Raw genomic sequence first — 25,282 nt, forward strand, 5'->3', positions numbered from 1 at the left:
CTACTCCTACTCCTCCACTGGGTTGTGCTGCTGAGCCGGCAGATAGTGCCGCACCGTCCGTCCCTTTGGGGCGCACACCATCTCATAGGCGATCGTGCCGGCGGCCGCGGCGAGCTCGGCGGCGGTCATCTCTCCCGCGCTGCCATCGCCTAAGAGCACCACCTCATCACCGATGGCCACCCCCTGTGCATTATCCCCGAGATCCACCACTATCTGATCCATACACACCCGACCGATCTGCCGATAGCGCTGGCCCTTGATACTCACCCAGAGATCGGATTCGCCGCGCCGGGTCTGCACGGCGCGCGGCAGCCCATCGGCATAGCCCACCGCCACCACGGCGGTCACGCTCTCCCGCGGGGCACGCCACGTCAGCCCGTAGCTAACGCCCTCGCCGGTGTGGGTGGTTTTGATGGTGGTCACCCGCGCCGTCCACCGCATCGCGGGGAGAAGCCCCCACTCCTTAACGTCTCTTCCGGCGAAGGGAGAGACCCCATAGAGAGCCAGCCCGGGGCGGATGGCCTCGAAGTAGAGATCGGGGCGGGTCAGTGTCGCTGGGGAATTAGCCAGATGCCGCAGCCGCGGGCGCAGGCCGCGGCGCTGGGCGCAGTCCCAGGCGCGGCGCAGCAACTCTGCTTGGGCGTCGATGCTGCTATTGCCCGGATCATCGGCGCAGGCCAGGTGGCTGAAGATGCCATCGACCGTCACCGTAGGGGCGGCGGCGAGCAGGTGAAAGATTTCCTCCCACTGCTCTTCATCCACCCCTGAGCGATTCAGCCCGGTATCTACCTTCACGTGCACGGTGATGGGGCGGCCCTGTAGCTGGGCAATAAGACTACGGGCCTGCTCCAGGTTCGCGATGCCCAGCACCACTTCCGCCGCGAGCGCAGCATCAAGGTTCTGGGCGGGATGCCAGAGCCAGCACAGCACCGGCTGCTCATAGCCGCGGGGGCGCAGCGCGGCGACCAGCTCGAGTGCCTCAGGCAGGGTGGCCACCCCAAACATATCGGCGCCCTCGCGCGCCATCACGGCAGCGCATTCCGCCATGCCATGACCATAGGCATCGGCCTTCACCACCGCGATGAGCTGGGCATTCCCGGCGCGCGCCTTGAGCACACGGGTATTGTGCGCAATCGCCTCGAGATCAATGGTGGTGCTGAGCAAATCCATAAGCCACATTGTGCCACTGTCACCGCAGCGTAGGATGAACCGCATGTTCGTTTTCGCTGCCCGTCGCCCCCACCTATCCGGATCGCGGCGCTCAGCGCTTATCGACGTCGCCCTCTTGGTCGGCAGCCTCGCCATCATCAATTCCCTCGCCCACTTCACCGAGCTGGCGTCCTATCGTTCCACGGTGCCCTTGGGGGTAGCGGCGATGGTGCTGCTGGCTTTTGCCCGCGGCTATACCCCGCAAGCGATGGGGATCTCCCGGGCTACGCTGCGCCGTGGGGCGCGCTGGGCGGGGATATCGATGGCGGCAGTGATCCTCGTGGTGGGCGCTGGGCTGGCGTTGCCGTTGACGCGCGAGTTCTTCCTCAATGATTCCTACGCCACGCTGCGCCGCGCGCTGCTGGCCGCGCTGGTGATTATCCCGCTGCAAACCGTGGTTCCGGAGGAGCTGGCTTTTCGCGGCATGCTGCATGCCTCCCTCGCTCGCCTCGGCGGCACCAAGCTGGTGTTTGGGGCGGGTTCTGTGTTGTTCGGGCTGTGGCATATCAGCTCCTCGCTGGGGCTGACCGCCTCCAACGCGGGCCTATCGGGGCTACTCGGCTCCGGCAGCCTCGGCACCTGGATCGGGGTGGGCTTGGCGGTGCTGGCCACCGCCGGCGCCGGGGCGGTGCTCACCTGGCTGCGCCACCATACCGATAGCGTGATCGCCCCCATTGGTTTGCACTGGGCGCTGAACGCCACCGGGGCGCTGGCGGCCGCGGCGGCGTGGACGTGGCTCTAGGGCGGCGTCGATAAGCAAAAAACTCGAGCACCACGGCATGTGGGCTCGAGTTCTTTTTGTTGCTGGGACTATTCCACGGTCACGGACTTCGCCAGGTTGCGGGGCTTGTCGATGTCCTCGTTACCGCACTCGCGGGCGATGAACGCGGCGAGGAATTGCAGCGGCACGGTGGCCAGCAGGGGCTGCATGATCGTGGAGGTCTCGGGGATACGGATGAGCCAGTTGGCGTAGGGCTCCACCGCATCATCGCCCTCCTCGGCGATCACGATGGTCTTCGCGCCGCGGGCGCGGATCTCCTGAATATTGGAGACGATCTTGGAGTGCAGCAGCTTCACCCCACGTGGCGAGGGCACCACCACAACCACGGGGAGATCGTCCTCGATGAGCGCGATCGGGCCGTGCTTGAGCTCACCGGCTGGGAAGCCCTCGGCGTGAATATAGGCCAGCTCCTTCAGCTTCAGCGCGCCCTCCAGCGCCACGGGGAAGCCCACGCCGCGGCCCAAGAACAGCATGGTGGGAATCGCGCCCAGCACCTCCGAGATGCGCTTGGTCTCGTCCTCGACGGCGAGCAGAGTCTCGATCTTCTCCGGGATGGACTCCAGATCGTGGTAGATATCCGTGATCTCATCCGGGTACTTGGTGCCCTTGGCCTGCGCCAAGGCCAAGCCCACGATGTAGTTGGCGGCCACCTGCGCCAAAAAGGCCTTGGTGGAGGCCACACCAATCTCCGGGCCGGCGTGGGTGTAGAGCACCGCATCGGACTCGCGGGGAATCTGCGCCCCGTTGGTGTTGCACACCGCCAGCACCTTGGCGCCCTGGGCCTTGGCATGGCGAACGGCCTCGAGCGTATCGGCGGTCTCACCGGACTGGGACACAGCCACCACGAGGGTGTTTTTATCCAGCACCGGATCGCGATAACGGAACTCGCTGGCTACCTCGATCTCCACGGGGACGCGGGCCCAGTGCTCGATGGCGTACTTGGCCAGCAGGCCCGAGTGATAGGCCGAACCGCAGGCCACCACGAAGATTTTGTCCACGGCCTTGAGATCGGCCTGGCTGAAGTTCTGCTCGTCCAAGACGATGCGGCCGTCCTGGAAGTGGCCGGCCAAGGTGTCGCGCACCGCTGCGGGCTGCTCATGAATCTCCTTCATCATGAAGGAATCGAAGCCACCCTTCTCGGCGGCGCTCAAATCCCAGTCGATGGTGAAGGGCTTGCCCTCAGCGGGGCTGCCATCGAAGTTGAGAATCTCATAGGAGTCACGGGTGATGATCACCACGTTGTCCTGGCCCAGCTCAACAGCATCCTTGGTGTATTCAATAAAGGCCGCCACATCGGAGCCAAGAAACATCTCGTCCTCGCCGATACCGACGATCAACGGGGTGGAACGGCGGGCCGCAATGATGGTGTCCGGGTGATCGGCGTGGGTAAATAGCAGGGTGAATGCGCCCTCGAGGCGATTGAGCACATGCAGGGCAGAAGCCTGGAAATCGCCCTTGGTCTCACCCTCGTTATAGGCGGCGGCCAGCATGTGGGCGGCCACCTCCGAGTCGGTGTCAGAGAGCAGCTCCACGCCGCTGTGCTCCAGCTCCTCGCGCAGCACCGCGAAGTTCTCGATAATGCCGTTGTGCACAATGGCCACCTTGCCGTCCGCAGACAGGTGCGGGTGGGCGTTGTTATCGGTGGGGCGACCGTGCGTGGCCCAGCGGGTGTGGCCCACAGCGGTGTGGCCCCGGAAGTTATCGGCACCTTCCTCGTCGATACGCATCTCGAGGTTGCTAATCTTGCCGGCCTTCTTCACCGCATTAATGCTGCCCGCACCGTCTGCGACGGCGATTCCTGAAGAGTCATAGCCGCGGTATTCCATGCGCTTGAGGGCGCCGAGCGCCACATCCAAGCCTTCACGATGACCGATGTATCCAACGATTCCACACATGCCGTTCATCCTAACCCAACCCAGAGACACCTCCCCTCGCAGCAGCTCACCGCGCGCCGCGGCCCCTTCTCCCCGCCGCTGCGCCTTGGCCGTGCACTCTCCGGCCGGAGCCGCCGCCCCACGGCCTGGCGTGCATAGACTATCCTTGAACACCGTGGCTGAGAACTTGAAGAAACACCTAAGCAAACTGTCCAAGCGTGGCCCCCACCGCGTGCTCGTGGGCGATCTGTCCTATGCCGGTATCCCCGGCAAGGTTTATACCCCCGCGGAGGGCCAGGGCCTGCCCGCAGTGGCCTTTGGCCACGATTGGCGGCAGGGCATTAAGCACTACCACGCCACCCTGCGCCACCTCGCGAGCTGGGGCATTGTGGCGGTGGCCCCGGATACGGAGACTGGCTTCGCCCCCGATCACCGTGGTTTCGCCGCCGATCTAGAAACCTGCATGCAGATTGCCGCTGGGGTGAAGCTCGGCCAAGGCAATATCACCGTCGCCCCGGGCAAAATCGGCTTGGTGGGCCACGGCATGGGAGCCGGCGCCGCGATCCTCGCCGCCGTGGACCGCGATCTGGTGAAGGCCGTCGCCGCCATCTACCCCTCCGTTACTGCCCCCTCCTCTGAGGAAGCCGCCCGCCACGTGAACGTGCCCGGGCTGGTGCTCTCCCCAGGCCGCGGCGAGTTCCTCGATATGGGCAACCCGCCGAAGGTGGCCTTCAACTGGGGCGGCGATGTCGCTTTCCGCGTCGTGGACAAGGCAAGCCAGACCGGCTTCCGCGAGGCGAGCGTGAGCAAGCTCCTCACCGGAATCAGCGGGCTCGAGTTCGGCGCCCAAGAAACTGCCCGCGGCCTGGTCACCGGCTTCCTGCTGCACCAGCTCGCCGGGGAGAACAAGTACTCGGCATTCTCTGCCTTCGCGGCTGAGGGCAAGGGCGTGACCGCTTGGACCCGCCAAGAGCTGCGTGAAGAGGTAGCCAAGCACGACCCCCATGTGAATGCCTCCACGGAGGATGACGAGCAGGACTAACCTCCACATCTGATCTTTATTCCCGCCCCGAGCGGTGCCTTTAGGGTGAGTTTCTCAGCACTCCCCGAACAGGACCGCGCGGGGCGGGTTTCTGCTGCGCTGGGCGCGGCCATGCCCGCTCTGCCGCACTCGCTGCAGGGCGCTGCCTAGCAGCCGGGTGCGGCGGGGTGGGAGTGTGTTCTGCGCTGGCGCGCGCCTCGCGCCGTGCCTGGGCGGTGAGCTCATCGAGGGAGCGGGAAAACTCCGCTAGCCGCGCACTCGTGTGGCGCTGGAAGGTCTCGAGATGCCGGAGGAAATCGGGATTCACGTTAGTCACCATGCACCTGCCTTGTGGGGCCAGCTGGTGTGCTCACTGTGTTCTCCTTCATCGATCGGTGGGGCGGTATCCGCGGCAGCTGCTGCCGGCTCGGCAGCCTCGGCGGGCGGTTCTGGTTGTGGCTCGGGCGGTGCCGGGGCTGGGGCTGGGGCTGCCTCCTGCGCCACGTTCTGCATAGCCACCTTCTGCGCCGGCGGCTCGGGTTCGGGCACAGCGGTGAGATCCTCTGGTGGGCAGGGATCATCCGGCTGAGGCGCTTCGGGCTCAGGCTCCGGTTCGGGTGCGGGTTCCGGCGCGGGTTCCGGTTCGGCAGTTGAGACAGCCGGGGCGCAGGGGTGGTCCACCACTGGCGGGCAGTCCGCTACCGGCGCGGGCGCACAAGCGCTGGGTGCTTGTCCGAGCTCGGCGGATACCTCGATAGAGCCAGTGATAGCGGCCTCGAGGTGGGCATGAAGCGAGGCCTGAGCCTGTGCCACTCCCACGGCGGCGGCGCTGGCCATCGCCTGCCCCACCGTGAGTATCGAGCCACTCACTACCCGCCCGAGCTCGGCGGCCGGGCACGGCGGCGCGGCGGCGGGAGCAGGTGCCGGTGGCGGGCTCGGCGGAGTCGCCGGGGTGTCTGGCACGCAGGGCTTAGGCGGCACTGTCGGTGGTTGTGGCGGCGGTGCGGCGGCCGCGGGTTCGCAGGCCGGGGCCGGTTGTGGGGCCGGCTGCGGCTCTACCGACGGCGTCGGTTGGGGCGCTGCCGCAGGCGCCGGTGCTGGCTGCGGGGTGGGCTTCGGTGTGGGTTTTTCTGCCACGCAGGGCTCTGGCTCCGCTACGGGCGCGGCGGCTGCGGGCTCGCATGGCGGCTCCGGCTCACACGGCGGCTCCGGCTCACACGGTGGCGCGGGCTCGCACGGTGGTTCTGGGGTGCACGCAGCGGGCGGTTCGCTGGCGCAGTGCTGTTCGGCGTGGGCGATCAGCTCATCAAAACAGCCCGCCACGGCGGTGTCGTGATCGCCGAAGATACCCAGCAACTGCTGGCCGGCGCTATCGATCAGGCCTGCGCCCATGTGCACTAATTGCTGCGCCAGCCCGCGGGCTCCGCTACTGCCCAGCAGTTCGAGGGCGTGGCACACCGCGCGTACGGCCTCATCAAGGCTCAGCGTCATCGTCTGCGCCGCCTCATGGGCGCTGCTAGCGACCGCGTCGATGCTATCGGCGCAGGAATGCGCGGCCGCCTCTACTGCTGCGGCACCTTCTACCCGCTGCTCCCACTGCCGCATAGCCTCGCTCAGGCCGCCGCACATGGCCCCCTCGGCCACTCCGGCGAGAGCGGGGCTGAGCACCTCCTGCACCCAGCGGCCGGCGTCCTGCGGGGCGGATTCCCCTAGGGCGCAGCTCGCGGCTGTGCGTAGTGCGGAAGTATCCAAACCGGCGAGGTTCTCGGCGGCGGCGCTGAGCTCCTCGGCGCTGATCTGCGGCCCGGCATACAGCCCGCCCGCGGCCAGACGCAGCGCCTCCACCGTGGAGGCGTAGCAGGTCACGGAGCTGTTCATCTGCCCTCACCTGCCCTATCGATGCGGTGCAGAGCGTCGGCCACCGCGTGGTCCTGCTCTGAGAGGGCGCGGAGCTGATCGCTGGCGGTATGCGTCGATAAGCGAGCTGCGTCTAAAGCAGTGGCGGTATCGGTGTGCAGTTGGGTAAAGACACGGGCGAGGGTTTCACCGCGTGCACGCAGCCCCTTCCCCGCCGCGGCGGGCGGAAACTGTGGTGCGTGGCGCTGGTGCGCGCTCGTGTTCTCGGCGAGAGTGCGGAGCAACTCGGCGGTATGCGCCAGCGCGGTTGGTGGATCGACATCTATGTCAGTGTGCGTCATAGCCTCCCCCATGCGAGGTCAAAGAAACGGCGGCGTGCACCCTAGCAGGGCGCACCTTCTCACCGAGTTAGACGCACATTCGCACCTGGGAGGTTCCCGCGGCGCGGAAGTATTCTGCGCCGCCCGCGGGATTGACGGGCTCAGGCGGGTTTAGATCTCGGCCACCACGGCGGCCAGGCGGCCGGCCACCTTCCGAGCCTGCTCCTCGTGGGCGGCCTCCACCATGACGCGGAAGAGCTCCTCGGTGCCGGAGGCGCGCAGCAGCACCCGGCCGGTGTCGCCCAGCTCCGCCTCGGCCTTGGAGATGGCCTCCTTGACGCGCGGATGATCCATGATCACGGACTTGTCCGAGACCGGAACGTTGATGAGCATCTGCGGCAGCACCGTCATCACGGTGGCCAATTCCTTCAGGCTCGAGCCGGTTTCGGCCATGCGGGCCATGAGCGAAAGACCAGTCAGTACGCCATCGCCGGTGGTTCCATGATCGGGGATCACAATGTGGCCAGACTGCTCGCCGCCGAGGCTATAGCCGCTGCGGTTGAGCTCGGCGAGGACATAGCGATCGCCCACCTGGGTGGTGAGCACCTCAATGCCTGCGTCCTCCATGGCCAGCTTCAGCCCCAGATTCGACATCACGGTGGCCACCAGGGTGTTCTTGCGCAGCTCGCTATTGGCCTTCATCGCAACGGCTAGGATCGCCATGATCTGATCGCCATCAACGATGGTGCCCTCGGCATCCACGGCGAGGCAGCGATCGGCGTCACCGTCGTGCGCCAGACCAATATCGGCGCCGTGCTCACGCACCGCGCGCTGCACCTCCTCGATGTGGGTGGAGCCGCAGCCATCGTTGATGTTGTAGGAATTCGGCTTGTGGTGAATCGGGATCACCTCGGCACCGGCGGCGCCATAGGCCAAGGGGGCTACCTCGGCAGCGGCGCCATTGGCGCAGTCCACCACCACCTTGATTCCGGAAAGATCCTGCGGCACGGCCTGGGCCAGGTGCATCAGATAGCGCTCCTGGGCGTCCGAGGCTTCCTCAATCACGCGGCCGATACCGTGGCCGGTGGGGCCTTCGTCGGCGATATTGTCCATGCGGCGCTCGATCTCGTCCTCTACCTCATCGGGCAGTTTATGGCCGCCATCGGAAAAGAACTTGATGCCATTATCCGGCATGGGGTTGTGGGAGGCGGAGATCATCACGCCCATATCCGCGCCATAATCATCGGTCAAAAATGCCACCGCCGGGGTGGGGATCACGCCGACGCGCAATACGTCCACACCGCGCGAAGCCATGCCCGCGGAAATCGCCGCGGCCAGCATCTCGCCGGAGACGCGCGGGTCGCGGCCCACGATGGCGACGGGGCGGCGCTTGGAGTTGCGGTACTCCTTCGTTAGTACCTCCGCAGCCGCTGCACCAAGCTGCAGCGCCAAGGGGGCCGTCAGCTTCTTATTGGCTAATCCACGTACACCGTCTGTTCCGAAGAGTCGAGTCATTCCTCCATTATGCACGCTCGGCTACCCCGATCCCACGCCAGACATTCCCCTGCGGTGGTGCTCAGACGTATGACCGGTGCCCGTGTGGGCATAGCTGCCCGTGCGCCGGGGCTGACAGCTAGTAGCCTTGCAGCCATGTCTGTCGATGCCCGCGCAATGAGTGCCGTTATTATTCGCGATCCCCGCCGCCGTCTCCTCACCGTGCCCGAGCCCGACGGCGCCGCGCTGACCCTCCCCCAGGCTGTAGCGCGGCCGGGAGAATCCCCCGTACAAACCGCACTCAGAGCGCTGCAGGAACTCGGCATCACCCTCGCGGCAGCGGAGCTCACCCCCTGCGGAGAGATCACGACCCGCACTAGCAGCACCACCCAACTATGGATCGTTCCTGGCTCGCCGCTTCACGACGCAGCCTCACAGGACACAACAGCTCCTGCCGAGGGGCAGGGGCTCGGCCCCGAGCGGCAGTGGCTCGCACCAGATGATCGCTCCGTGCCGCTGGCGCCGCTGCTCACAGAGCATGTGCTGGATTATCTTCAGGCCCATCCGATTCACTCGGTGGCGGTGTTTAGCGGCGCCCGCGCGGGACAGGATGGGCGCCACCTCGTGGCTGCCCGCGCTGTGGGAGAAAGCCTGGCGCGCAATGACATGCGCCTGGTCTATGGTGGCAGCGCGGTGGGGTTGATGGGGGCTGTGGCCACGGCGGCTCTCGAGGCCGGCGGAGCGGTGAGCGGGGTGCTCCCGCAGAGCCTGATGCACGGCGAGATCGCCCATCCAGGGCTGACGCAGCTCGAGGTGGTGGAGACAATGCACGCCCGCAAACAGCGCATGAGCGAGCGTGCCGACGCCTTCCTCTGCCTGCCCGGCGGCACCGGCACATTAGATGAGTTCTTCGATGTGTGGACCGGCCAGCAGCTCGGCTACCACGCCAAGCCGATCGCGTTATTAGACAGCGACTATTGGGCTCCTACTCTGCGGGCGCTGAGCATCATGGTGGAGGAGGGCTTTGTGCGGGCAGAGGATTATGACGCGCTCATCCTCGGCGATAGCCCCGAGGAGATTCTCCAAGCCATGCGCACCTGGACCGCCCCGAGACCGAAGTGGAGCTAGCAGCATCGCGGCGGGTGTGTCTGGCCGGGCGCTGCTAGCGGTGCCCCAGAAACGAGCAACGCCCGCGGCCGAAGCCACGGGCGTTGAAGAAGCGTTGGTGTTTAACGCTTGGAGTACTGCGGAGCACGACGGGCCTTGTGCAGACCTGCCTTCTTGCGCTCCACGGCACGGGCGTCGCGGGTGAGAAGGCCAGCCTTCTTCAGCTGCTTACGCTCAGCCGGGTTGTACTCGTTGAGGGCGCGGGCGATAGCCAGACGCATAGCACCGGACTGACCGGTGGGGCCGCCACCGGAGATACGGGCACGGATGTCGAACTGGTTCTCGCGCTCCAGAAGGGTCAGCGGGGTCTTGATGTCCTGCTGGTTGAGCTTGGAGGGGAAGTACTCCTCGAACTCACGGCCGTTGACGGTGATCTTGCCGGTGCCCTGGGTCATGGTGACGCGGGCGACGGCGCGCTTACGACGGCCAACGGTCTGGATCGGCTGGCTGAGATCGGCCGGGCCCTCGGCTGCGGGAGCCTCGGCGGTCTCGGCGGACTCGTCCACGAGGGAGTCACCGATGGTGTTGGTGAACTCCTCGGTTGCGGCCTGCGCTGCAGCGATGTCCTCAGCGGAGGCTACCTGGGATTCGTTCTGATTCTGTTCGGTCACTGGGCCACCTGCTTGATCTCGAAGGTCTCGGGCTTCTGGGCTGCATACGGGTGCTCGGAACCGGCGAAGACGTGAAGCTTCTTCACCGAGGCGCGGGAGAGACGGTTGTGCGGCATCATGCCCTCAACAGACTCGAACACAACGCGCTCCGGGTGCAGCTCGAGGGAGCGACCCAGGGACATGGTCTTCAGACCACCCGGGTAGCCGGAGTGACGGTAGCGGAACTCACGCTCGCGCTTGTTGGAGGAAACAGCAACCTTGTCAGCATTGATGATGATGACGTGGTCACCGCAGTCGACGTTGGGTGCGTACTGGGGCTTGCCCTTGCCGCGCAGGAGGCCTGCGGCGGTCACTGCCAGGCGACCCAGCACCACATCAGTGGCGTCGATGACATACCACTTGCGGGTGATGTCACCGCTCTTCGGGTGATAAGTAGACAATGCAAAACCTTTCAAAGTCTATTCTGCTCGCTGCCAGCCAAACGTGTCAGTTATGGATAGCGCGGCGGCCGGTGGAGACCCGCGCTATCAGTACTCTTCGCAGCTTTTCCCTACCCCACGAGGGCAGGCGTTACTACGGCGAGTACACACGAAGAGTGAATTTTAGCCCCCTTTGCCTGCGCAGCGCAAACTCCTCGCAGCATCACTGCTCCGGCTCGCTCGGGAATATCGTCTCGGGCTGTGTCGTTGGAACCGCACTGCACCACCGCAGGCTCTCGCCTGGGGTGGAACCACGCGTCTATAGCTTTAAGGAGGACAGCTATGTCTCATATCGTCATTATTGGTGGCCACGGAAAGATTGCCCTTGAGCTGGCCCCGATTCTCAGCGAACGCGGCGATAGCGTCACTGCATTGATCCGAAACCCCGACCATGCCGCCGATGTGGAGGCCGCCGGAGCGCGCCCGGTGGTGGTCGACGTGGAAGAATCCTCGACCGCGGAACTCACCGCGGCCCTGCGGGGCGCCGATGCCGTGGTGTGGTCCGCCGGTGCCGGCGGCTCTGGTGGGGCCGCGCGCACCTACGCCGTGGATCGGGATGCGGCTATCCGCAGCATGGACGCCGCCCAGGCCGCCGGGGTGAAGCGCTATATTATGGTCTCCTTCAATGGTTCGCGCTCCCCACTCCAGATCCCGGAGGATCATCCCCTCTACGACTACGCCGTGGCCAAGCTCGCGGCCGATACCTACTTGGTGGATAGCGACTTAGACTGGACCATCCTGGGCCCTGGCGCACTGGACGATGAGCCAGCGACGGGGACGGTGCGCGTCACGCCGATAACGCACGGGATGTCCTCCGCGACCTCCCGCGGCAACGTCGCACAGGTGGCGGCCGCCGCCCTGCAGCAGCCCGCCACCATCCACCGGGTGATCCCCTTTATCAATGGCTCCACCCCTATCGCCGAGGCCCTCGCCGAGGTGCCTGAAGACTACTCGCAGATCAGCTAATACCGGACAGCTCTCTGGGGCATGAAACAACACACACCCCGCGGTAGCGTGCCGCCCATTCATCACTGGCGGCTGGTGCTACTACGCGGGGTGTGGCTGGGTATTGCTCGATGAGGTGGTGGTTTGAGGCGCCGCGGGGCACGAGGCGGTGCGCTCACGCGAGTGGCTGGCTGCGTCCCTGGATTTTGGAGATACACGGAGAACACGGGGATTCCACGGACACGCCCGCGCGCGAGACACACCGGCCCGAGCCTCTGCGGCGGCGGGCGGCTAGCTCCAGCTAGCGGCAGCGCGGCGATTGACATCGCTCATGCGCTCATTGCCTTCTGCCACAGTGCGGGAGATGGTGGTCAAAATAGTGTTGATCTCCAGTGCGGCGGCATCCCACGCGCGCTGGGCTTCCTGGTAGGCGGAGGAGGATTCGCCTTCCCACGCCGCGGTCATCGGCGCGATCTGGGCTTTGAGGTCCTCCAAGTTGGCGTTGATCTTGGCGGAGGTGGCGCGAATATCCTCAGCCGCTTGGCTGATGGCGCCGAATTGATAACGAATCGTGTCCATGAGTGGCACTAGCCTTTCTGTGTTGCGCTCTTATGAGGTGTGCTGATGCAGGTGAGTGGGATGCGGGTGCGCTAGAGCGCCAAGCCGCCACCGACCTGACGGAATGCGGTTTCGTTCTCGGTCTCGGAAACGTCGAAGGCGCGGGCATTGGCGCGGATATTCTCCGAGATGGAGCTCAGCGCCTCCTGCAGCTGGCGTGCCGAGGCGTCCCAGCGGCTCATGAGATTGGTGAAAGCCAGCTGCGCGCTGCCTTGCCAGCTGCCGCCGATGGCGTCGACGGTGCCGCGCAGCCGCGCTAGCTCGGCCTGAACGTCGTGGTTGGTCTGATCCACCTTGCCTGCGGTGGCGACCATGGTCTGTGATTCTGTGCGAAAATGCCCAGTCATAGATACTCCTTGAAAGATAATCCTGTGTGCATTGATGCAGCAGCTGCTGCCGGATATATAGGGAATGGACTGCACAGTGATCGGATGTGATGCTCCCCCGAGTGCTCCACACAATCCCCCCTGTGATGGTGAAACCAAGTGGCTTCATGGGATATAGACGTCAGGCACAGCGGCTGAGGTTCCGCCCCGGCTAAAAAAGCTTCTCCCCATCGCCGGTGGTGTTATCGCGGTGCTCGAGACTATCCACCGCCATGCGGCAGCTGGCGGTATGCGCATGGCTGGGCTGGTGCCGTGAATGACAGCCCACGCTGATCAACGTCCCCTGCTCGACCCAGGCGGTCCAGCGCACCACCGAGCCATCGCCTGGTTCTTCCACATAGCTGGTCTGGGCGGGCTGCCCATGCCGGCGAAATACCGCCGCCTCGGTGCGCAGTGTCTCATCCACGGCCACCATCGACTCTATCTCAGCGATCACCGCCGCCGCCGACACGGAATAAACCTCATCGAAGGAGATGAGGATGCGCAGTTCGGGATCGGCACCGTTGAGCTGAAAGCTACTGTCCCCGCGGTCACTAATCTCAAATCCCTCTGGGGTGCGCACCCGCACTGGGCCGCGCTCTACCACGATCTCTCGCGGCGCCTCCGCGCTTGTCGACGTCTCCTCCCCGGCACTGTCACTCGGCGGCGGGCTGGAGCTCGACTGCTCCGGTTCCGCCACCGTGCGTACCGGCGCCGGTTCTAATGACTGGCGGGTGGACCACCAGCTCACCCCCACCACCAGCAGCACCACGGCCACGATGGCCACGCTAAAGAGATTGACCCGCTCCAGCAGCCGGGCGATGCCGCCACCCTGAAGAGATCGGCGGCGCACGCCCTGTGGCGGCTGCGGCCACGGGCCGTCCTCGGGCTCCGGCCGCGGCGCGGTGGCAGATCGTGGCGCGGAGGCGTTTGGGGCAGGCACCTCGGCAGGCGCCGTAGGCTCTGTAGGCTCTGCTGGCTCGGGTGGCGGCTCGCCATAGCGCCAGGCCCGCACGCGGGCGGTGTGACACTGCTCGAGCAGGCACTCGCCGGGTTCTTCGGCGGCGTCGATAATCACCTCCACCTGCGGCCACTGGCTACCGGTCAGATCCCGCAGCTCAGAGACTAAGCGGCGGGCCTGATCGGGCTCGCTTAAGGCGGCGGCGCCAAGATCATAGAAATAGTGCGCTTTAGCGGTGGTTGCTTCGACCACGATGGTGAGCGCATCGGTGACGGAGACTTCCCAACGGGGCATCATTTAGTCACTCACCACCTGAATGAGTCCCTCGGCACTGCCGCCGCGGATCAACTGGGCCCTACCCGGCGCGAGGGTGGCAGGCCGCGCCCCGAAGAGCGGGCCCTCGTCTTTGTCGCTGTCGAAGAGCAGCACCAGCGGCGAGGAGTCCTTCAATTCGGCGAGCCCGGGCGCGTAGAAGGCGCGGGAGGCACCGCCGGATTTGCGGGCGTAGATCAGGTGCAGGCCGATATCGGTGGCGTGTGGCAGCAGGGGCGCGAGCGGATCGAGGAGCCCGTGCGGCAGCAGCTCGGCGTCGTCGATCAGCAGATATAGCTCGGGTCCGCTCCACCAGGAACGTTCGAGCAGCTGCTGCGGGGTGATGTCTTCGCTGGGGAGGCGTTGGCGCAGCGTGGTGCAGAGATCGCTGATGAGGCTGCGGCTGGCGTCGGTGGTGCCGCTATAGCCGGCCAGCATGTGCTCGGGGACTACCCCGAGGTGGCGGCGGCGATGATCGATGAGCAGCAGCCGTGCCTGCTCCTGCAGCAGCTGGGCGAGCTGCCGGCCCACGACCTTGAGCAGCTGGGATTTGCCACAGCCCTTGTTGCCGAGGGCAATCACGTGTTGGGTGTCGCTGAAGTCCACCGCCACCGGCTCGAGTCGGGCCCCGCCTATACCTAGCAGCACCTGCTCGGAGTCGGGCAGGCTGGCGGCCGGCAGGGTGAGGGGCAGGGTTTTTAATGCGGGCACGGCCGCCATGCCGGCCTCCTCGCTCTGCTGGGCCACATGGGCGATGTCTTGGGCGCTGGATTGGGCGATGAGGATATTCTCCCCTGCCGCGTTCAGCCCCCGGCCGGGCAGGGCGGGGAGTTTTTCTTGGCGGCGGCGATCAATCATGGAGTCCATGGCCTCGGGCAAGCGCAGCTCATAACGTTGGCCGATGAGATCCCGCACCGATGGCCGCAGGGCGGTCCAGCGGGAGGTAGAGATCACCAGGTGCACCCGCGCCGCGAGGCCCTCGCTGGCGATGCGCTGCAGGCTCGGGGTGAGCTCCTCGAAGTCGGTGGTGAGTGCCTGCCAGCCGTCGATAAGCAAAAAAGTGTGGCGCTGTTCCGGCTCATCGATGAAGCCGAGCACCTCATCCACCACGCGGGCGATGGTTTCTTCCTGCTCGCGGCCAGCCACCCCGGCGGTATGCGGCAGGCGATCGAGGGTGCCGAGTCCACCGCCGCCGAGGTCCAGAGCGTAGAGGCGCAGCGTCTCGGTGCTGTGGGTGGAGGCGAGCGCGGTGGCGATGCTGCGCAGCATGGTGGTTTTGCCGCTCTGCGGCCCGCCACAGACAGCCACATGCCCGTGTTGGCCGGTGAAGTCCACCACGAGGGGATCTTGGCGCTGCTCATAGGGACGATCGATCACACCCACCGGGGCGCGTAGCGGGCCGAGATCCTCCACCACCCCGCCGAGCGGGATGGCGGCGGGCAGCGGATCCAGCCACACCTTGTGCGCCTTTAGCCCCAGCTGGGCGGCGCGAGCGGTGGTGAGTTCCACGGTGAGATCCACGAGCGTCTGCGTGCTCGAGGGGTCTTGCTGCGAGCTGGCGCTGGCGGCGGGCAGGCACGGCTCGGGCAGGGTATCGGCGCGGGTATCGAAGCGGCCCACCCGCCCGATCGCCTCCGCAGCGGGGCCGGTGCTGGCGCTGACCGGGCCGGAGACATAGCTGGCTTGGAAGCCGCGCACCTCGGCGGCATCGGCTTTGATGAAGCCACGGCCGGGTTGATTGGGCAGCTCATAGGCGTCCGGCACGCCGAGTACGTGGCGGGATTCCATGGCCGAGAAGGTGCGCAACCCAATGCGGTAGCTTAAGTGCGAGTCCAGCCCGCGCAGCCGCCCCTCCTCCAGGCGCTGGCTGGCGAGCAGCAGATGGATGTGCAGGGAGCGGCCCAGCCGGCCGACGGCGGCGAAGAGATCGGCGAAGTCGGGGTGCTGGCCGAGCAGCTCGGAGAACTCATCGATCACGATCACCAGCGCCGGCATCGGCTCGGTGCCAGCGGCGGCCGCGGCGGCGTTGAAGGCCTCCACATTGGGCACGTTGCCGGCCGCACGCAGTACTTCTTGGCGGCGGTTCATCTCCCCGGAGATGGCGTCGCTCATGCGCTCTACTAGATCAGCTTCGGCGTGCAGGTTGGTGATCACCGCGGAGGTATGCGGCAGGCCATCGAGGCCGAGGAAGGTGGCGCCACCTTTGAAGTCCACCAGCACAAAGTTCAGCTCCGCTGGGGAGTGGCTAAGGGCGAGAGAGACCACGAACGTGCGCAGGAGCTCGGATTTTCCCGATCCCGTGGCACCGATGCACAGCCCGTGCGGCCCCACCCCGCCGTGGGCGGATTCTTTGATATCGAGCAGCAGCGGCTGGCCATCGCTTCCCACGCCGATAGGCACATTGAGACGGGTGGGATCGCCCGGGGCGCGCGGCGCCCACAGGGTTTCGGCGCGCACATGCTCCCGCTCGTGGTAGCCGAGCAGCGGCAGGAGCTCTCCCGAAGGGGCGCTGCTCTGCCGCTCGGGTCGATCGTGGGGATGAAGGGCCTTGGCTAGGCAGGTGGCCTCGGCGATGCTGAGGGTATCGGGCACCCCAATGTTTTCCTCGCCGCCAAGAATCGAGACCACCAGCGCGGCATCGGCGCGCAGGATCAGCCCATCATTGAAGGCTGCCTCATACAGCGGTGTGGCCTGGTGGGCGTCGATGGCGATGATGAGATCCCAGCGGCGCGAGCCCACGAGGTGGGCGGGCTGCTCGGCATCGTCGATATCCACGATGAGCACCCGGCAGGCGGCCTCGCTGGGAGTGCGGGTGTGCGGTAGCCATTTCAGCCACTGCCACTCCCCCTCGGCGTCGGCGGTAGTGGCTCGCGCCCCGCTGAGCACCTCGATGCCGATGGCCTCGGGGCCGTGGTGAAAAACCAGTTGGGCGATGAGTGCCCGCGCGAGAGCCCGGGCCTTCTCCCCGTGCAGTGAGATCACGCTAAACGATCCCACCTGCACCACCAGCGGCATGGCGGGCACGGTGTCCACGGCGGTCACCATGTGGCGCAGCGCCACCGCGCACACCGGGTCAAGGTCCTCGGTGGCGTTGATGTTCTGTAATTCGATCGGTGTGCACAGCGCGGTGGTGCCACGCCCGATGCGCACCTCCCCCACATCGGGATCGCCGAGGCTGCGCTCCCACATCCGCGGCGAGCCGGCGGCGGCGTAGAGCGCCTTCGGATCGGGGTGGCGGTGCAGCTCGTGGGCGCGCTGCGCGGCGGCGTTGTTCAGCGCGGCGCGGCGCACATGCGAGAGATGCCGCAGGTAGGTGCGGCGGGTGTCATCGCTGTCCTCGCCGCCCTGGGGCAGAAACATCGCCAGCATCGAGGCGCCCATCATCAGCGGAAAGAGCAGCATCATGGGATTAAGCTGCCGCTCCCCGGTGAGCATCAGCGCCACCATGCCCACCATGGCCAGCACCATCACCACTGGGATGATGATGCGCACCAGCGGCACGGGCTGCCGCGTCGGGGCATCCGGTACGGCCTCCGGCTGGATGCTGCCGCTGGGCAGCGGTGGTGCGGCGATCCGCTCGATCGCTCTGGTTTCTTCTACTGCCTGCGGAAATGCGACAGCCATATCTCAAACTCCCCCCGTAGCACGGATACTGGCTGCACCCGGCGCGCAGGCATGTCCCCCATCCCCGCGCCGCATGCATGATCGACGTCGCCCGCTCGATCGCTCAGCCCCACCGGTACAGCACTGCTCGGCCGCGGCGGGGTGCGCCTCGAGTGGACACGGCACTGATCCTAAGCCAAGCTGATGGGCACTGCAGGCCAACGGTTGCGTGCCTGCAGCTCGCCAGCACCCCATGGAGGGTGGAGGGGGAGATGGTTCGGGGGAACCATCGCAGCAGTACTCGGCGCTATCATCTGCGCGCGCGAGCCTAGCTATCTCTCTGCGCCGTCTGTGGGCGTGATCGTGTTATCTACTCAGGGGGAATTTCTTGTGACGCTGTCACTGCACTCACCATCGGCGCCGCCGCCCGAGCCGCGCCCCGCCACCACGGCGGTGACCACCACCATCCGTCTCGACGTGCCGGAGCAGCCCGAGCGCAATCGCCAGCTCGATATTGTGTTGCCGCCGCGTTCCTCACTGGCGGAGGTGCTCGATGAGGTCTTAGATCTCCTCGATGCGCCGAGTATCAGCGTGCCCTGGCAGGGGCGCACCGCCGCGGGGGTGCCTATCGACGCCACCCGGCCGCTGCATACCGTGCCCTTCCTACATGGGGGCGTGCTGGTGCTCGGCCCCTATGAGCAGCACGCCGCGCCGGTGGTCAAAGACACCGCCCATGCGCTTGCCGACGCCGCCAGCACGCCCTGCCGGCGCGGCCTCGATACGCTACCGCTGCTGGTGGCGGGCCTGGTGCTGTGTCTCGGCGCGGTGGCCGCACCCTTAAGCCCCACCGCAGTGGCGTGGTGGTGCGCCAGCCTCGCCCTGGCGGCCAGCGCGGTGGCCCTGCGGGCGCGCCGCCGGCTCAGCCCAGAGGCCACCGCCTGCTATACGGCCATTGCCCAGCTCAGCGCAGCGATAGCCGGGGCCAGCGCCGCCCAGCAGCGCGGTGTGGAGTCCTTGGTGCTCTCGAGTAGCGCTGCGGGGTGGACGCTGGTGGCTGCTGCGGGTGGACTGGCCGCCGCCACCGCCCTCGGCGCGAAGGCCCTGCATATTCGACACTGTGCCGCGGCGATCACCACGGTCGCCCTACTGACGGTGTGCGGCGGGCTGCTGGCCGCGAGCGGCCAGTGGGTGGCTGCCAGCGCCGGCACCATCGCGGTGGCCATGGTGGCTATGAGCGCCGCGCCCAGTGTGGCACTCAAAACCGCGGGCCTGCGGGTGCCGCTGATCCCATCGGCCGGCCAGGACCTCGAGGTGGCCGATCATACGATCGCCGAGCCGGAGAAGAAGGCCCGCAGGACTGCGCAGATCCTAGGCGGTTTCTACCTCGGGCTCACGGTGGTGCTGAGCCCGCTGCTGCTGGTGCTCGCCCAGCGCGCCGATGCCTTCGCCCTCGCCTTGGTGGCCTGCACCGTGGGGTCCGTGGTGGTGCATGCCGCCCGTCATCACGATGTCTGGAGCATGTGGGCGTTGTGGGTCTCTAGCTGCGCCGGGGTGGCCGCGCTCGCGCTCTGCGCGCTGCATATGGCCACCGCGGAGCTTGCCGGCCAGGGTTCGTGGATTATCTGGCCGCTGGTGATCGCCGGGGCTGTGCTCGCGCTCGCGGGCGCCGCTCCCCTGCTCACCGGGCCGCTATCGACCATGGAGCCCACATGGCAGCGGCGCCTCGAGCGGGTGGAGCATATCGCATTGGCCGCCATCATTCCGCTCTCCGCGCACCTCATGGGCGTATTCACCGCGATCCGCACCTGGGGGTGGTAGGCCGTGATGCGCTTCGTATCTCCCCTGCTGGCCGCCGTGCTGCTCGTTGGCTGTGCCCCTCTCACCGTCGCCCAGGAATCGCCGCCCGCACCGAACACCCCAGACATTGCCTGCGCTCAGCCCGCACAGATCAGCGACTCCGCTGGCGATCGTGCCGCGTGGGATGAGGCTTTACGACGCTCCCTCGCCCTCCGCGATACCCACCAGCACGCCACCGGCGCTGGGGTAAAAGTCGCCGTGGTCGATACCGGGGTGGCGCAGCATCCGCGCCTGCGCATAACCCCGGGTGCGGATTTTATCCACCCCGAGCAGCCGCGCGCGGATCATGATTGTGACTCCCACGGCACCGTAGTGGCGGGGATTATCGGCATGCGCCCCGACCCCAGCAGCGATGAACTCACCGGCATCGCCCCGGATGCCGAGATCCTCAGCATCCGCCACACCAGCGCCCACTATCGCAGCCCGCAGCGCGACAGCAGCGGCAATCTCGCGAATCTCGCCGAGGCTATCGATGCGGCTATCGACGCCAAGGCGGATGTGATCAATGTGTCGGTGGTGTCCTGTGTCTCTCCCGCCCGCGCCGCGGGGCTGAACACGCGAGCGCTCCGCGCCGCGGTACGGCGGGCGGAGGCCAGCAACGTCGTGGTGGTCGCCGCGGCCGGCAATGCTTCCGAGAGGTGCTCCCCCGGTGATGTGGTGTATCCGGCGCATCTGCCCACCGTGATCGCGGTCAGCGCCGTCGATCACTCCGCGCGCAGCCTCGCCGAGTACACGCTCCCCGCCGCCGAGGACACCGGGCTGCAGCTCAGCGCCACCGGCGATGTTCCCATAGCCCTGCACTCGGAAGGAAGCGGCCTCGCCTCTGGGGTATACCGCGATGAGGGCCAAGTACACGGCTATATCGGCACCAGCTTCGCCGCGCCGATAGTCTCTGGCGCGGTGGCACTCCTGCTGCAGCGCGACCGCCACGCCAGCCCAGCGGAGATTCGAGCGCGACTGGCCACTATCGCCGACCCAGCGCGGGGTGAATTCGATATCCACGCCGTACTCACTCATCTCGATCTCGACACCCGCACCAGCGCAGCGGAGCGGGATATCACTATCCGCACCGCGCAGAGCGATCCCACCCGCAACCGGGTGGCGATCATGGCAGCGGTGGCCCTCGCCGCCATCGCACTCCGCGCCATTATCCGCGGCTGGCGCAGCGACCGCGAGGCCTAAAACCCCTCGCCCCTCGCCCACAGACTGCGGCGAGGGCGAGGGGGTACTTTAAGCGCCGAATTACTCCTCTATACGGCGATGCGCGGGAGCACGGGCCGCCTCAAAAGACAGCACCTCGCCCTCCGGCAATAACGACACCACCGACCACGAGGCCGCCGTGGTGGACTCCACCCCCACCACCGCCAGCTCTTTGTCTGAGGGCACCGCATGCCGCCGCCCCGTCTCCGAGATCACATGCGTGCCCTGGGCGGTATCCACCCCAAAGGCTAGGCCCGAGCGCTGCTCATCCTCATAGGCCGGACGGTAATGGGTGGCATGGGCGCCCAACACGGGGATCGAACCCTCCAGCGCGCGCATCCGCACCCCAGGGCCGCGCTGTTTCCCCGCCGAGCACACCGCCGCTGGATGCGACTCGGGCGCGCCGAGGAAGGGGGCGTCGATAAGCGAATAGGGGCGACGCAGCAGCTGCAGTGTCTGCCCACTATCGCCGAAACCACTGATCTCCTCCCGCGTGCGCTCACGCGTCCGCGCCCCCAGTTGCACGAGAATGCTGCGTTGCGTATCCGTGAGCTCTATCAGGTTCTCGCGGCGGATGAGATAGGCGGCCTCACCCACATCCGCGATCTCCCACGGGGCCGAGGGCACCGCGAAATCCGGCAGCGCATGCACAGTATTCAGCCACGTACTGGTGGTCTCCACCACCGGCGTGTCTCTATCCACCCCCACTGCCTGGCGGGTAGCGGCCCCCAGCTCATCACGCGCAAAAGGCAGCCGGCGACGCCCCTCGGAGGTGATCAACCACTGCGTACCGCGCTCATCGCGGGCCACAAACGCCTCCTCCTCCGTTAGCGGCCGATACGCAATCCCCGAACCCACGTGCAGCTCATCACTACGCACCTCGTGGCAGGCCACCAAAGGCTGCTCCGGCGCCGAATCCGCCACGGCCGACGGCGCCACACCGATGCCCACCTCATGCGCGAAACGCTGCGTGGCCAGCACCGCATCCGAAATCCGCGCCGGGGTGGCGGCCTCGCCCACCACCAGCCGCGCCGAGGCCAGATTCGTCACGGGATGAACGCCCTCCTCAGAGCGCACATAGAGCGCCCCCGACTCGGCCACCATGATCGGCGCCTCCCCTGGATCGCGCTGCGGCGAAAATAGCGCCATCGCGCCGGCGCCCAACCCCACCACCACAGCCGCGGCAGCACCAAAGGCCAGCGCCTTATTCCGCGCCCCGAGCGGATCGTGGATCATTCGAATATCGCCCATCACCGCCCCGAGCTCGGCGCGGCGGAGCAGAAACTTATAGCCGCTCACCTGCGCCTGCGTGGTGGGCTGCAGGATCGATCGCAGCGGCTGATGATGTGTATCGGAGTGCTCACCCATGTGGCACCAGACTCCTCCCCCGAGAATGATTATTGGAACTGCGCCCTCGCACACACACTCACGCGAAAGCCTCTACGTGGCTTTTCGACGCACCCCGTCCCCCGACGGGTGCTGATGGCCTCAAGGCCTGCAGATTCTGTGCTGTGTACCTGCGCTGAGCGACGCTGCTCTCACTTTAAACGCTGCGCAGGCGGGGTGCAGGGTGAGGGCACACACCATCTTCTCGCTGGAGAATAGCCAGCATCGCCCCAGCGCCGTTAGCGATATCGCTGACTAAACGAAATTCTGAGTTGGGAGCCCCGAAGTACGGGTAGTCTGGAACCATGTCTGTTAGCTCGTTATCTGCCAGTACCCAGAATTATGTGAAGATCATTTGGGGGCTGAGCGAATGGAGTACGGCGCCCATCACCACGGGAATGATCGCGGACAAAGCTGGGGTGAAGAAGTCCACGGTCTCCGATGCGTTGCGCAAGCTTAGTGACGCCGGCCTCGTCGAGCACTCGCGCTATTCAGCAGTGACTCTCACGGATCTGGGCAGAGAGTACGCAGTGGCCATGGTGCGCAGGCACCGCCTGATCGAAACCTTCCTCGTGGATACCTTGGGATATCGCTGGGAACAGGTGGATCGCGAAGCGGATGCTCTTGAACATGTGGTGTCTGATCTGATGATCGAACGATTGGATGAGCACCTTGGCCATCCACAACGCGACCCGCACGGGGACGCAATTCCTGACTCACAGGGCACTATTATCCGCCCGCCCGCGGTGCGATTAACGGAATGCGAACCGCATTCCGTGGTGACCATTGCCCGCATTGCCGATGATGATCCGCAGCTTTTGCAGTACCTTGCCGAACATGACATCGGCCTCGATACGCGCGTTCAGGTCACGGCGGGGCCGCCCTTTAGTGAGTCGATTACTATCACCCCGCACGACGGCGAGGAGGCGCTCACTATCAGCAGCACCATAGCGCAGTCGATCTTCGCTATTCCCTCGCAGCCGCAGGACTAACTATGCTGCGCCGCGCGATCAGAAGAATCCGCGGAGCGCATCTGGGATCCGGGGTGGCGGTCCCATCTGCCACGCTGCATCCACAAAACGAGTCACGTCGTCTTGATCGGCGTTGCGCAGGTAGAGGCTCACCATCCTCATGAAATATTCCATGACCTCTTCAGGCGCATGGGAGCTAGCCAAGATGCGCGTAGCCGATGCGGGGTTTCCCTCTTTGAGATCACTAAACATGCCTACGGCTTCTATCCAGTGACCATCGGAGGCTGGTTGTGCATCCATCGCTCTTCCTCCCTCGTATGACGAGAAGTGTCCATCCACCGCACCGGCACCGGCTGCGTCAAGGACACAGCCACTGCCCATATCGGTGAACATGTGCATGGTCTTCGGTTCGCGTACTGCAGATCTCAACAGAGCCACAGTGTTCGCCTAGCCGAAGTTAAATGTTTGACACAGCCTATCACAAGCGCTCATAATTGCCGTGGATAACTACACATTGGTGCCCGCGGTCGCTGCGGGCGGGGCGGATTAGCGCATTTGTGCAGCTCAAAGTGGATTACCACCGCTGCGAATGCATGAGTACGAGCCTTTCTGAGCGGGCCCGCACGGCCCCCTCCGCGATGGAGCTTTCCCGTCGCGTGCTCATCGTCTCAGCGGCACGTGCCTCAGCGTGGTTATGCCACAGCACGGCCCCCACACCAGGATCGTCCTCCACTGCGGGAAGCGCCGAGCAGCCCCTCAACACCAGCTACACACGCTTTAAGGAGTATGTATGACTAACAAGAACGTAGTAGTACTTGTCGGAAGTTTGCGACGTGGATCCTTCGCCCGCAAGATCGCGAAGAATGTGATCCCCATGTTCCCCGAGGACATCTCCGCCGAGATCGTGGAGATCCGGGACCTGCCTTTGTACGACTTCGATTATGACGACCCCGAGGTCGAGGACAAGACCACCCCGCAGGAGTACACCGAGTTCCGCGAGCGGCTCAAGCAAGCCGATGGCGTTCTCTTCGTTACGGCAGAAAACAACCGCACCATCCCCGCGGCACTGAAGAACGCCGTTGATATCGGATCCAAGCCCAACTCCGATGTGGCATGGAAGGGCCTGCCCGCTGCGATCATCAGCCACTCCGTTGGCCGGATGGGCGGCTACTCCTCCCAAAAGAACCTGAAGCTGGCACTCTCCTACTTCGACATGCCGATGCTGGGGCAGCCGGAGGTATTCCTCGGCCAGTCGCCGACGCTTTTCGACGACAATGACAAGATCGCTGTGGAATCCACGGTGGAATTCCTCCAGGGCCACGTCCAGCGCTTCGTCGAGCTCATGGAAGCCAACCCGCGAAACAAGGCCTAACGCCCCGCGCGCGGAGGGGGTTACGTACACCCCAACCAATCGCGCTCAGGAATTAAGCCGCGCCAATCGTTTCGGTCTGCACGTACCGGCGATTAGTGGAGGCAACAGCTGTGGGTCTCTAGCTACCACCCACTAGCTGTGCAGCCTCTTGGCGCGGCTTTTTCGTACCTCTTTAACGGCGCCACCAAGGTGCGGTGAGTTCTATGAGAGTGCCGATCTAGCTGGGCGACTGGGTAGTGCCCCACTATGCGCGGCTCTGCCGATCTCGTCCTCGATCACTTCGGCTCCCTCATCAAACTCTTCGTGCGCGGTGTCATCGGGCGGAGCGAAGCGCCGCATCGGAAACCGCTATCCGGACAAGCGATAGTAGTTAAGCCGCGCGAGGAATTGTGCTGCAGCTGCCTTGTCGTCGATGCGCATGCCGCGTTGCTCGAGCGGTTCTACCTAGTGCTCGTAGCTCAGCCAACCTTTCGGCATCGTGTATGCCTCCATAGAAATAAAAGGCCCCGGTCATGTGTGCATTACCCACAAGGGGAAGAGGCCTGACTGAGGATCTATCACCGAAAATTCTATGTCCCCGCACACACTGGCACAACGGTACTGCTGTCAGGGTATCCGGATCGGGCAACGTTCACCGGCGAGGAGCGCGGCCACCTACACCCCATGGATAAGAATCCACACCTATCCGCCACTGCTCCCCACCCCGCTAACTAGCGCACATCATCTCGCTCGTCTGCGCCATCGCCAGAGTCCCGCCGCTGCGATGGGCGCGGGCCTCTGCCGAGGACCTTGGCGGCGACGACCACTGTGGGAGTCACCAAGGTGATGAGGAAGATGAGAACAATGATGAGGATGTCGCCTGCGCCCATGGTTGCGCAC

22 protein-coding genes are annotated in these 25,282 nt (G+C 65.7%); 8 read left to right on the forward strand and 14 right to left on the reverse strand.

What is annotated here, in order from left to right; translation table 11 throughout:
* Positions 1-6: 6 nt before the first annotated feature.
* Positions 7-1,170 carry an alanine racemase gene (gene alr, locus KR227_RS06260; RefSeq protein ID WP_218364443.1) on the reverse strand — a complete coding sequence of 388 codons (1,164 nt, stop codon included), beginning with the start codon at positions 1,168-1,170 and terminating at the stop codon, positions 7-9.
* 43 nt (positions 1,171-1,213) lie between these two features.
* On the opposite strand from alr, the gene KR227_RS06265 reads away from it, so the two are divergent.
* Positions 1,214-1,951 (forward strand): CPBP family intramembrane glutamic endopeptidase, encoded by a 738-nt coding sequence (locus tag KR227_RS06265; RefSeq protein WP_218364445.1) that lies wholly within the window; start codon positions 1,214-1,216, stop codon positions 1,949-1,951.
* Between the two features lie 68 nt (positions 1,952-2,019).
* Here KR227_RS06265 and glmS read toward each other — a convergent pair whose 3' ends face one another.
* Positions 2,020-3,885 (reverse strand): glutamine--fructose-6-phosphate transaminase (isomerizing), encoded by a 1,866-nt coding sequence (gene glmS / locus KR227_RS06270; protein ID WP_218364447.1) that lies wholly within the window; start codon positions 3,883-3,885, stop codon positions 2,020-2,022.
* A 154-nt stretch (positions 3,886-4,039) separates the two neighbouring features.
* Here glmS and KR227_RS06275 point away from each other — a divergent pair, with 154 nt between their 5' ends.
* Positions 4,040-4,906, forward strand: coding sequence for a dienelactone hydrolase family protein (locus KR227_RS06275; RefSeq protein WP_218364449.1), 867 nt, complete (start codon positions 4,040-4,042; stop codon positions 4,904-4,906).
* Positions 4,907-5,218: 312 nt separating this feature from the next.
* Here the strand turns inward: KR227_RS06275 and KR227_RS06280 are convergent, their stop codons facing one another.
* The 3 genes from KR227_RS06280 to glmM form a co-directional block, all read right to left on the reverse strand.
* Positions 5,219-6,763 (reverse strand): hypothetical protein, encoded by a 1,545-nt coding sequence (locus KR227_RS06280; protein ID WP_218364451.1) that lies wholly within the window; start codon positions 6,761-6,763, stop codon positions 5,219-5,221.
* Positions 6,760-7,083: a hypothetical protein gene (locus KR227_RS06285; protein WP_218364453.1), complete on the reverse strand. Its 324-nt coding sequence runs from the start codon at positions 7,081-7,083 to the stop codon at positions 6,760-6,762. Before KR227_RS06285 ends, KR227_RS06280 begins: the two co-directional genes overlap by 4 nt.
* A 150-nt stretch (positions 7,084-7,233) precedes the next feature.
* Positions 7,234-8,577, reverse strand: coding sequence for a phosphoglucosamine mutase (gene glmM / locus KR227_RS06290; RefSeq protein WP_218364455.1), 1,344 nt, complete (start codon positions 8,575-8,577; stop codon positions 7,234-7,236).
* Between the two features lie 135 nt (positions 8,578-8,712).
* Here glmM and KR227_RS06295 point away from each other — a divergent pair, with 135 nt between their 5' ends.
* Positions 8,713-9,684: a TIGR00730 family Rossman fold protein gene (locus KR227_RS06295; protein WP_218364457.1), complete on the forward strand. Its 972-nt coding sequence runs from the start codon at positions 8,713-8,715 to the stop codon at positions 9,682-9,684.
* A 101-nt stretch (positions 9,685-9,785) separates the two neighbouring features.
* On the opposite strand, the gene rpsI is transcribed toward KR227_RS06295, so the two are convergent.
* Positions 9,786-10,334, reverse strand: a complete 549-nt coding sequence (gene rpsI, locus KR227_RS06300; RefSeq protein WP_151528898.1) for a 30S ribosomal protein S9 — start codon at positions 10,332-10,334, stop codon at positions 9,786-9,788.
* The gene (gene rplM, locus KR227_RS06305) at positions 10,331-10,774 is read right to left on the reverse strand and encodes a 50S ribosomal protein L13 (RefSeq protein WP_151528899.1); all 444 of its coding nucleotides are present in this window, start codon (positions 10,772-10,774) and stop codon (positions 10,331-10,333) included. The genes rpsI and rplM overlap by 4 nt, the downstream gene beginning before the upstream one ends.
* 321 nt (positions 10,775-11,095) lie before the next feature.
* Here rplM and KR227_RS06310 point away from each other — a divergent pair, with 321 nt between their 5' ends.
* Positions 11,096-11,779 (forward strand): SDR family oxidoreductase, encoded by a 684-nt coding sequence (locus KR227_RS06310; protein WP_218364458.1) that lies wholly within the window; start codon positions 11,096-11,098, stop codon positions 11,777-11,779.
* Between the two features lie 270 nt (positions 11,780-12,049).
* On the opposite strand, the gene KR227_RS06315 is transcribed toward KR227_RS06310, so the two are convergent.
* The 4 genes from KR227_RS06315 to eccCa form a co-directional block, all read right to left on the reverse strand.
* Positions 12,050-12,337 (reverse strand): WXG100 family type VII secretion target, encoded by a 288-nt coding sequence (locus KR227_RS06315; RefSeq protein WP_151640686.1) that lies wholly within the window; start codon positions 12,335-12,337, stop codon positions 12,050-12,052.
* Positions 12,338-12,408: 71 nt separating this feature from the next.
* Positions 12,409-12,723, reverse strand: coding sequence for a WXG100 family type VII secretion target (locus tag KR227_RS06320; protein ID WP_151528902.1), 315 nt, complete (start codon positions 12,721-12,723; stop codon positions 12,409-12,411).
* Positions 12,724-12,913: 190 nt separating this feature from the next.
* Positions 12,914-13,999: a type VII secretion-associated protein gene (locus KR227_RS06325; protein ID WP_218364459.1), complete on the reverse strand. Its 1,086-nt coding sequence runs from the start codon at positions 13,997-13,999 to the stop codon at positions 12,914-12,916.
* Positions 14,000-17,638, reverse strand: coding sequence for a type VII secretion protein EccCa (eccCa, locus tag KR227_RS06330; protein WP_218364460.1), 3,639 nt, complete (start codon positions 17,636-17,638; stop codon positions 14,000-14,002).
* Positions 17,639-18,007: 369 nt separating this feature from the next.
* Here eccCa and eccD point away from each other — a divergent pair, with 369 nt between their 5' ends.
* On the forward strand, positions 18,008-19,435 hold the full coding sequence (eccD, locus tag KR227_RS06335; protein WP_218364461.1) for a type VII secretion integral membrane protein EccD: 1,428 nt from the start codon (positions 18,008-18,010) through the stop codon (positions 19,433-19,435).
* A gap of 6 nt (positions 19,436-19,441) precedes the next feature.
* The gene (locus KR227_RS06340; protein ID WP_255549210.1) at positions 19,442-20,656 is read left to right on the forward strand and encodes a S8 family serine peptidase; all 1,215 of its coding nucleotides are present in this window, start codon (positions 19,442-19,444) and stop codon (positions 20,654-20,656) included.
* A gap of 60 nt (positions 20,657-20,716) precedes the next feature.
* Here KR227_RS06340 and eccB read toward each other — a convergent pair whose 3' ends face one another.
* A complete protein-coding gene (gene eccB, locus KR227_RS06345) occupies positions 20,717-22,042 on the reverse strand; it encodes a type VII secretion protein EccB (protein WP_218364464.1) in 1,326 nt (441 codons plus the stop codon).
* 323 nt (positions 22,043-22,365) lie between these two features.
* Here eccB and KR227_RS06350 point away from each other — a divergent pair, with 323 nt between their 5' ends.
* Positions 22,366-23,052 carry a metal-dependent transcriptional regulator gene (locus KR227_RS06350; RefSeq protein ID WP_151528908.1) on the forward strand — a complete coding sequence of 229 codons (687 nt, stop codon included), beginning with the start codon at positions 22,366-22,368 and terminating at the stop codon, positions 23,050-23,052.
* A gap of 18 nt (positions 23,053-23,070) precedes the next feature.
* Here the strand turns inward: KR227_RS06350 and KR227_RS06355 are convergent, their stop codons facing one another.
* Positions 23,071-23,331, reverse strand: coding sequence for a hypothetical protein (locus KR227_RS06355; protein WP_151549503.1), 261 nt, complete (start codon positions 23,329-23,331; stop codon positions 23,071-23,073).
* Between the two features lie 490 nt (positions 23,332-23,821).
* Between KR227_RS06355 and KR227_RS06360 the strand changes: the two genes are divergently transcribed.
* Positions 23,822-24,403, forward strand: coding sequence for an NADPH-dependent FMN reductase (locus tag KR227_RS06360; RefSeq protein ID WP_151528910.1), 582 nt, complete (start codon positions 23,822-23,824; stop codon positions 24,401-24,403).
* Positions 24,404-25,113: 710 nt separating this feature from the next.
* On the opposite strand, the gene KR227_RS06365 is transcribed toward KR227_RS06360, so the two are convergent.
* On the reverse strand, positions 25,114-25,272 hold the full coding sequence (locus tag KR227_RS06365; RefSeq protein ID WP_218364466.1) for a hypothetical protein: 159 nt from the start codon (positions 25,270-25,272) through the stop codon (positions 25,114-25,116).
* Positions 25,273-25,282 lie beyond the last annotated feature (10 nt).

The sequence above is a fragment of the Corynebacterium sp. TAE3-ERU30 genome (assembly GCF_019209925.1).
GTDB lineage: Bacteria > Actinomycetota > Actinomycetes > Mycobacteriales > Mycobacteriaceae > Corynebacterium > Corynebacterium megadyptis.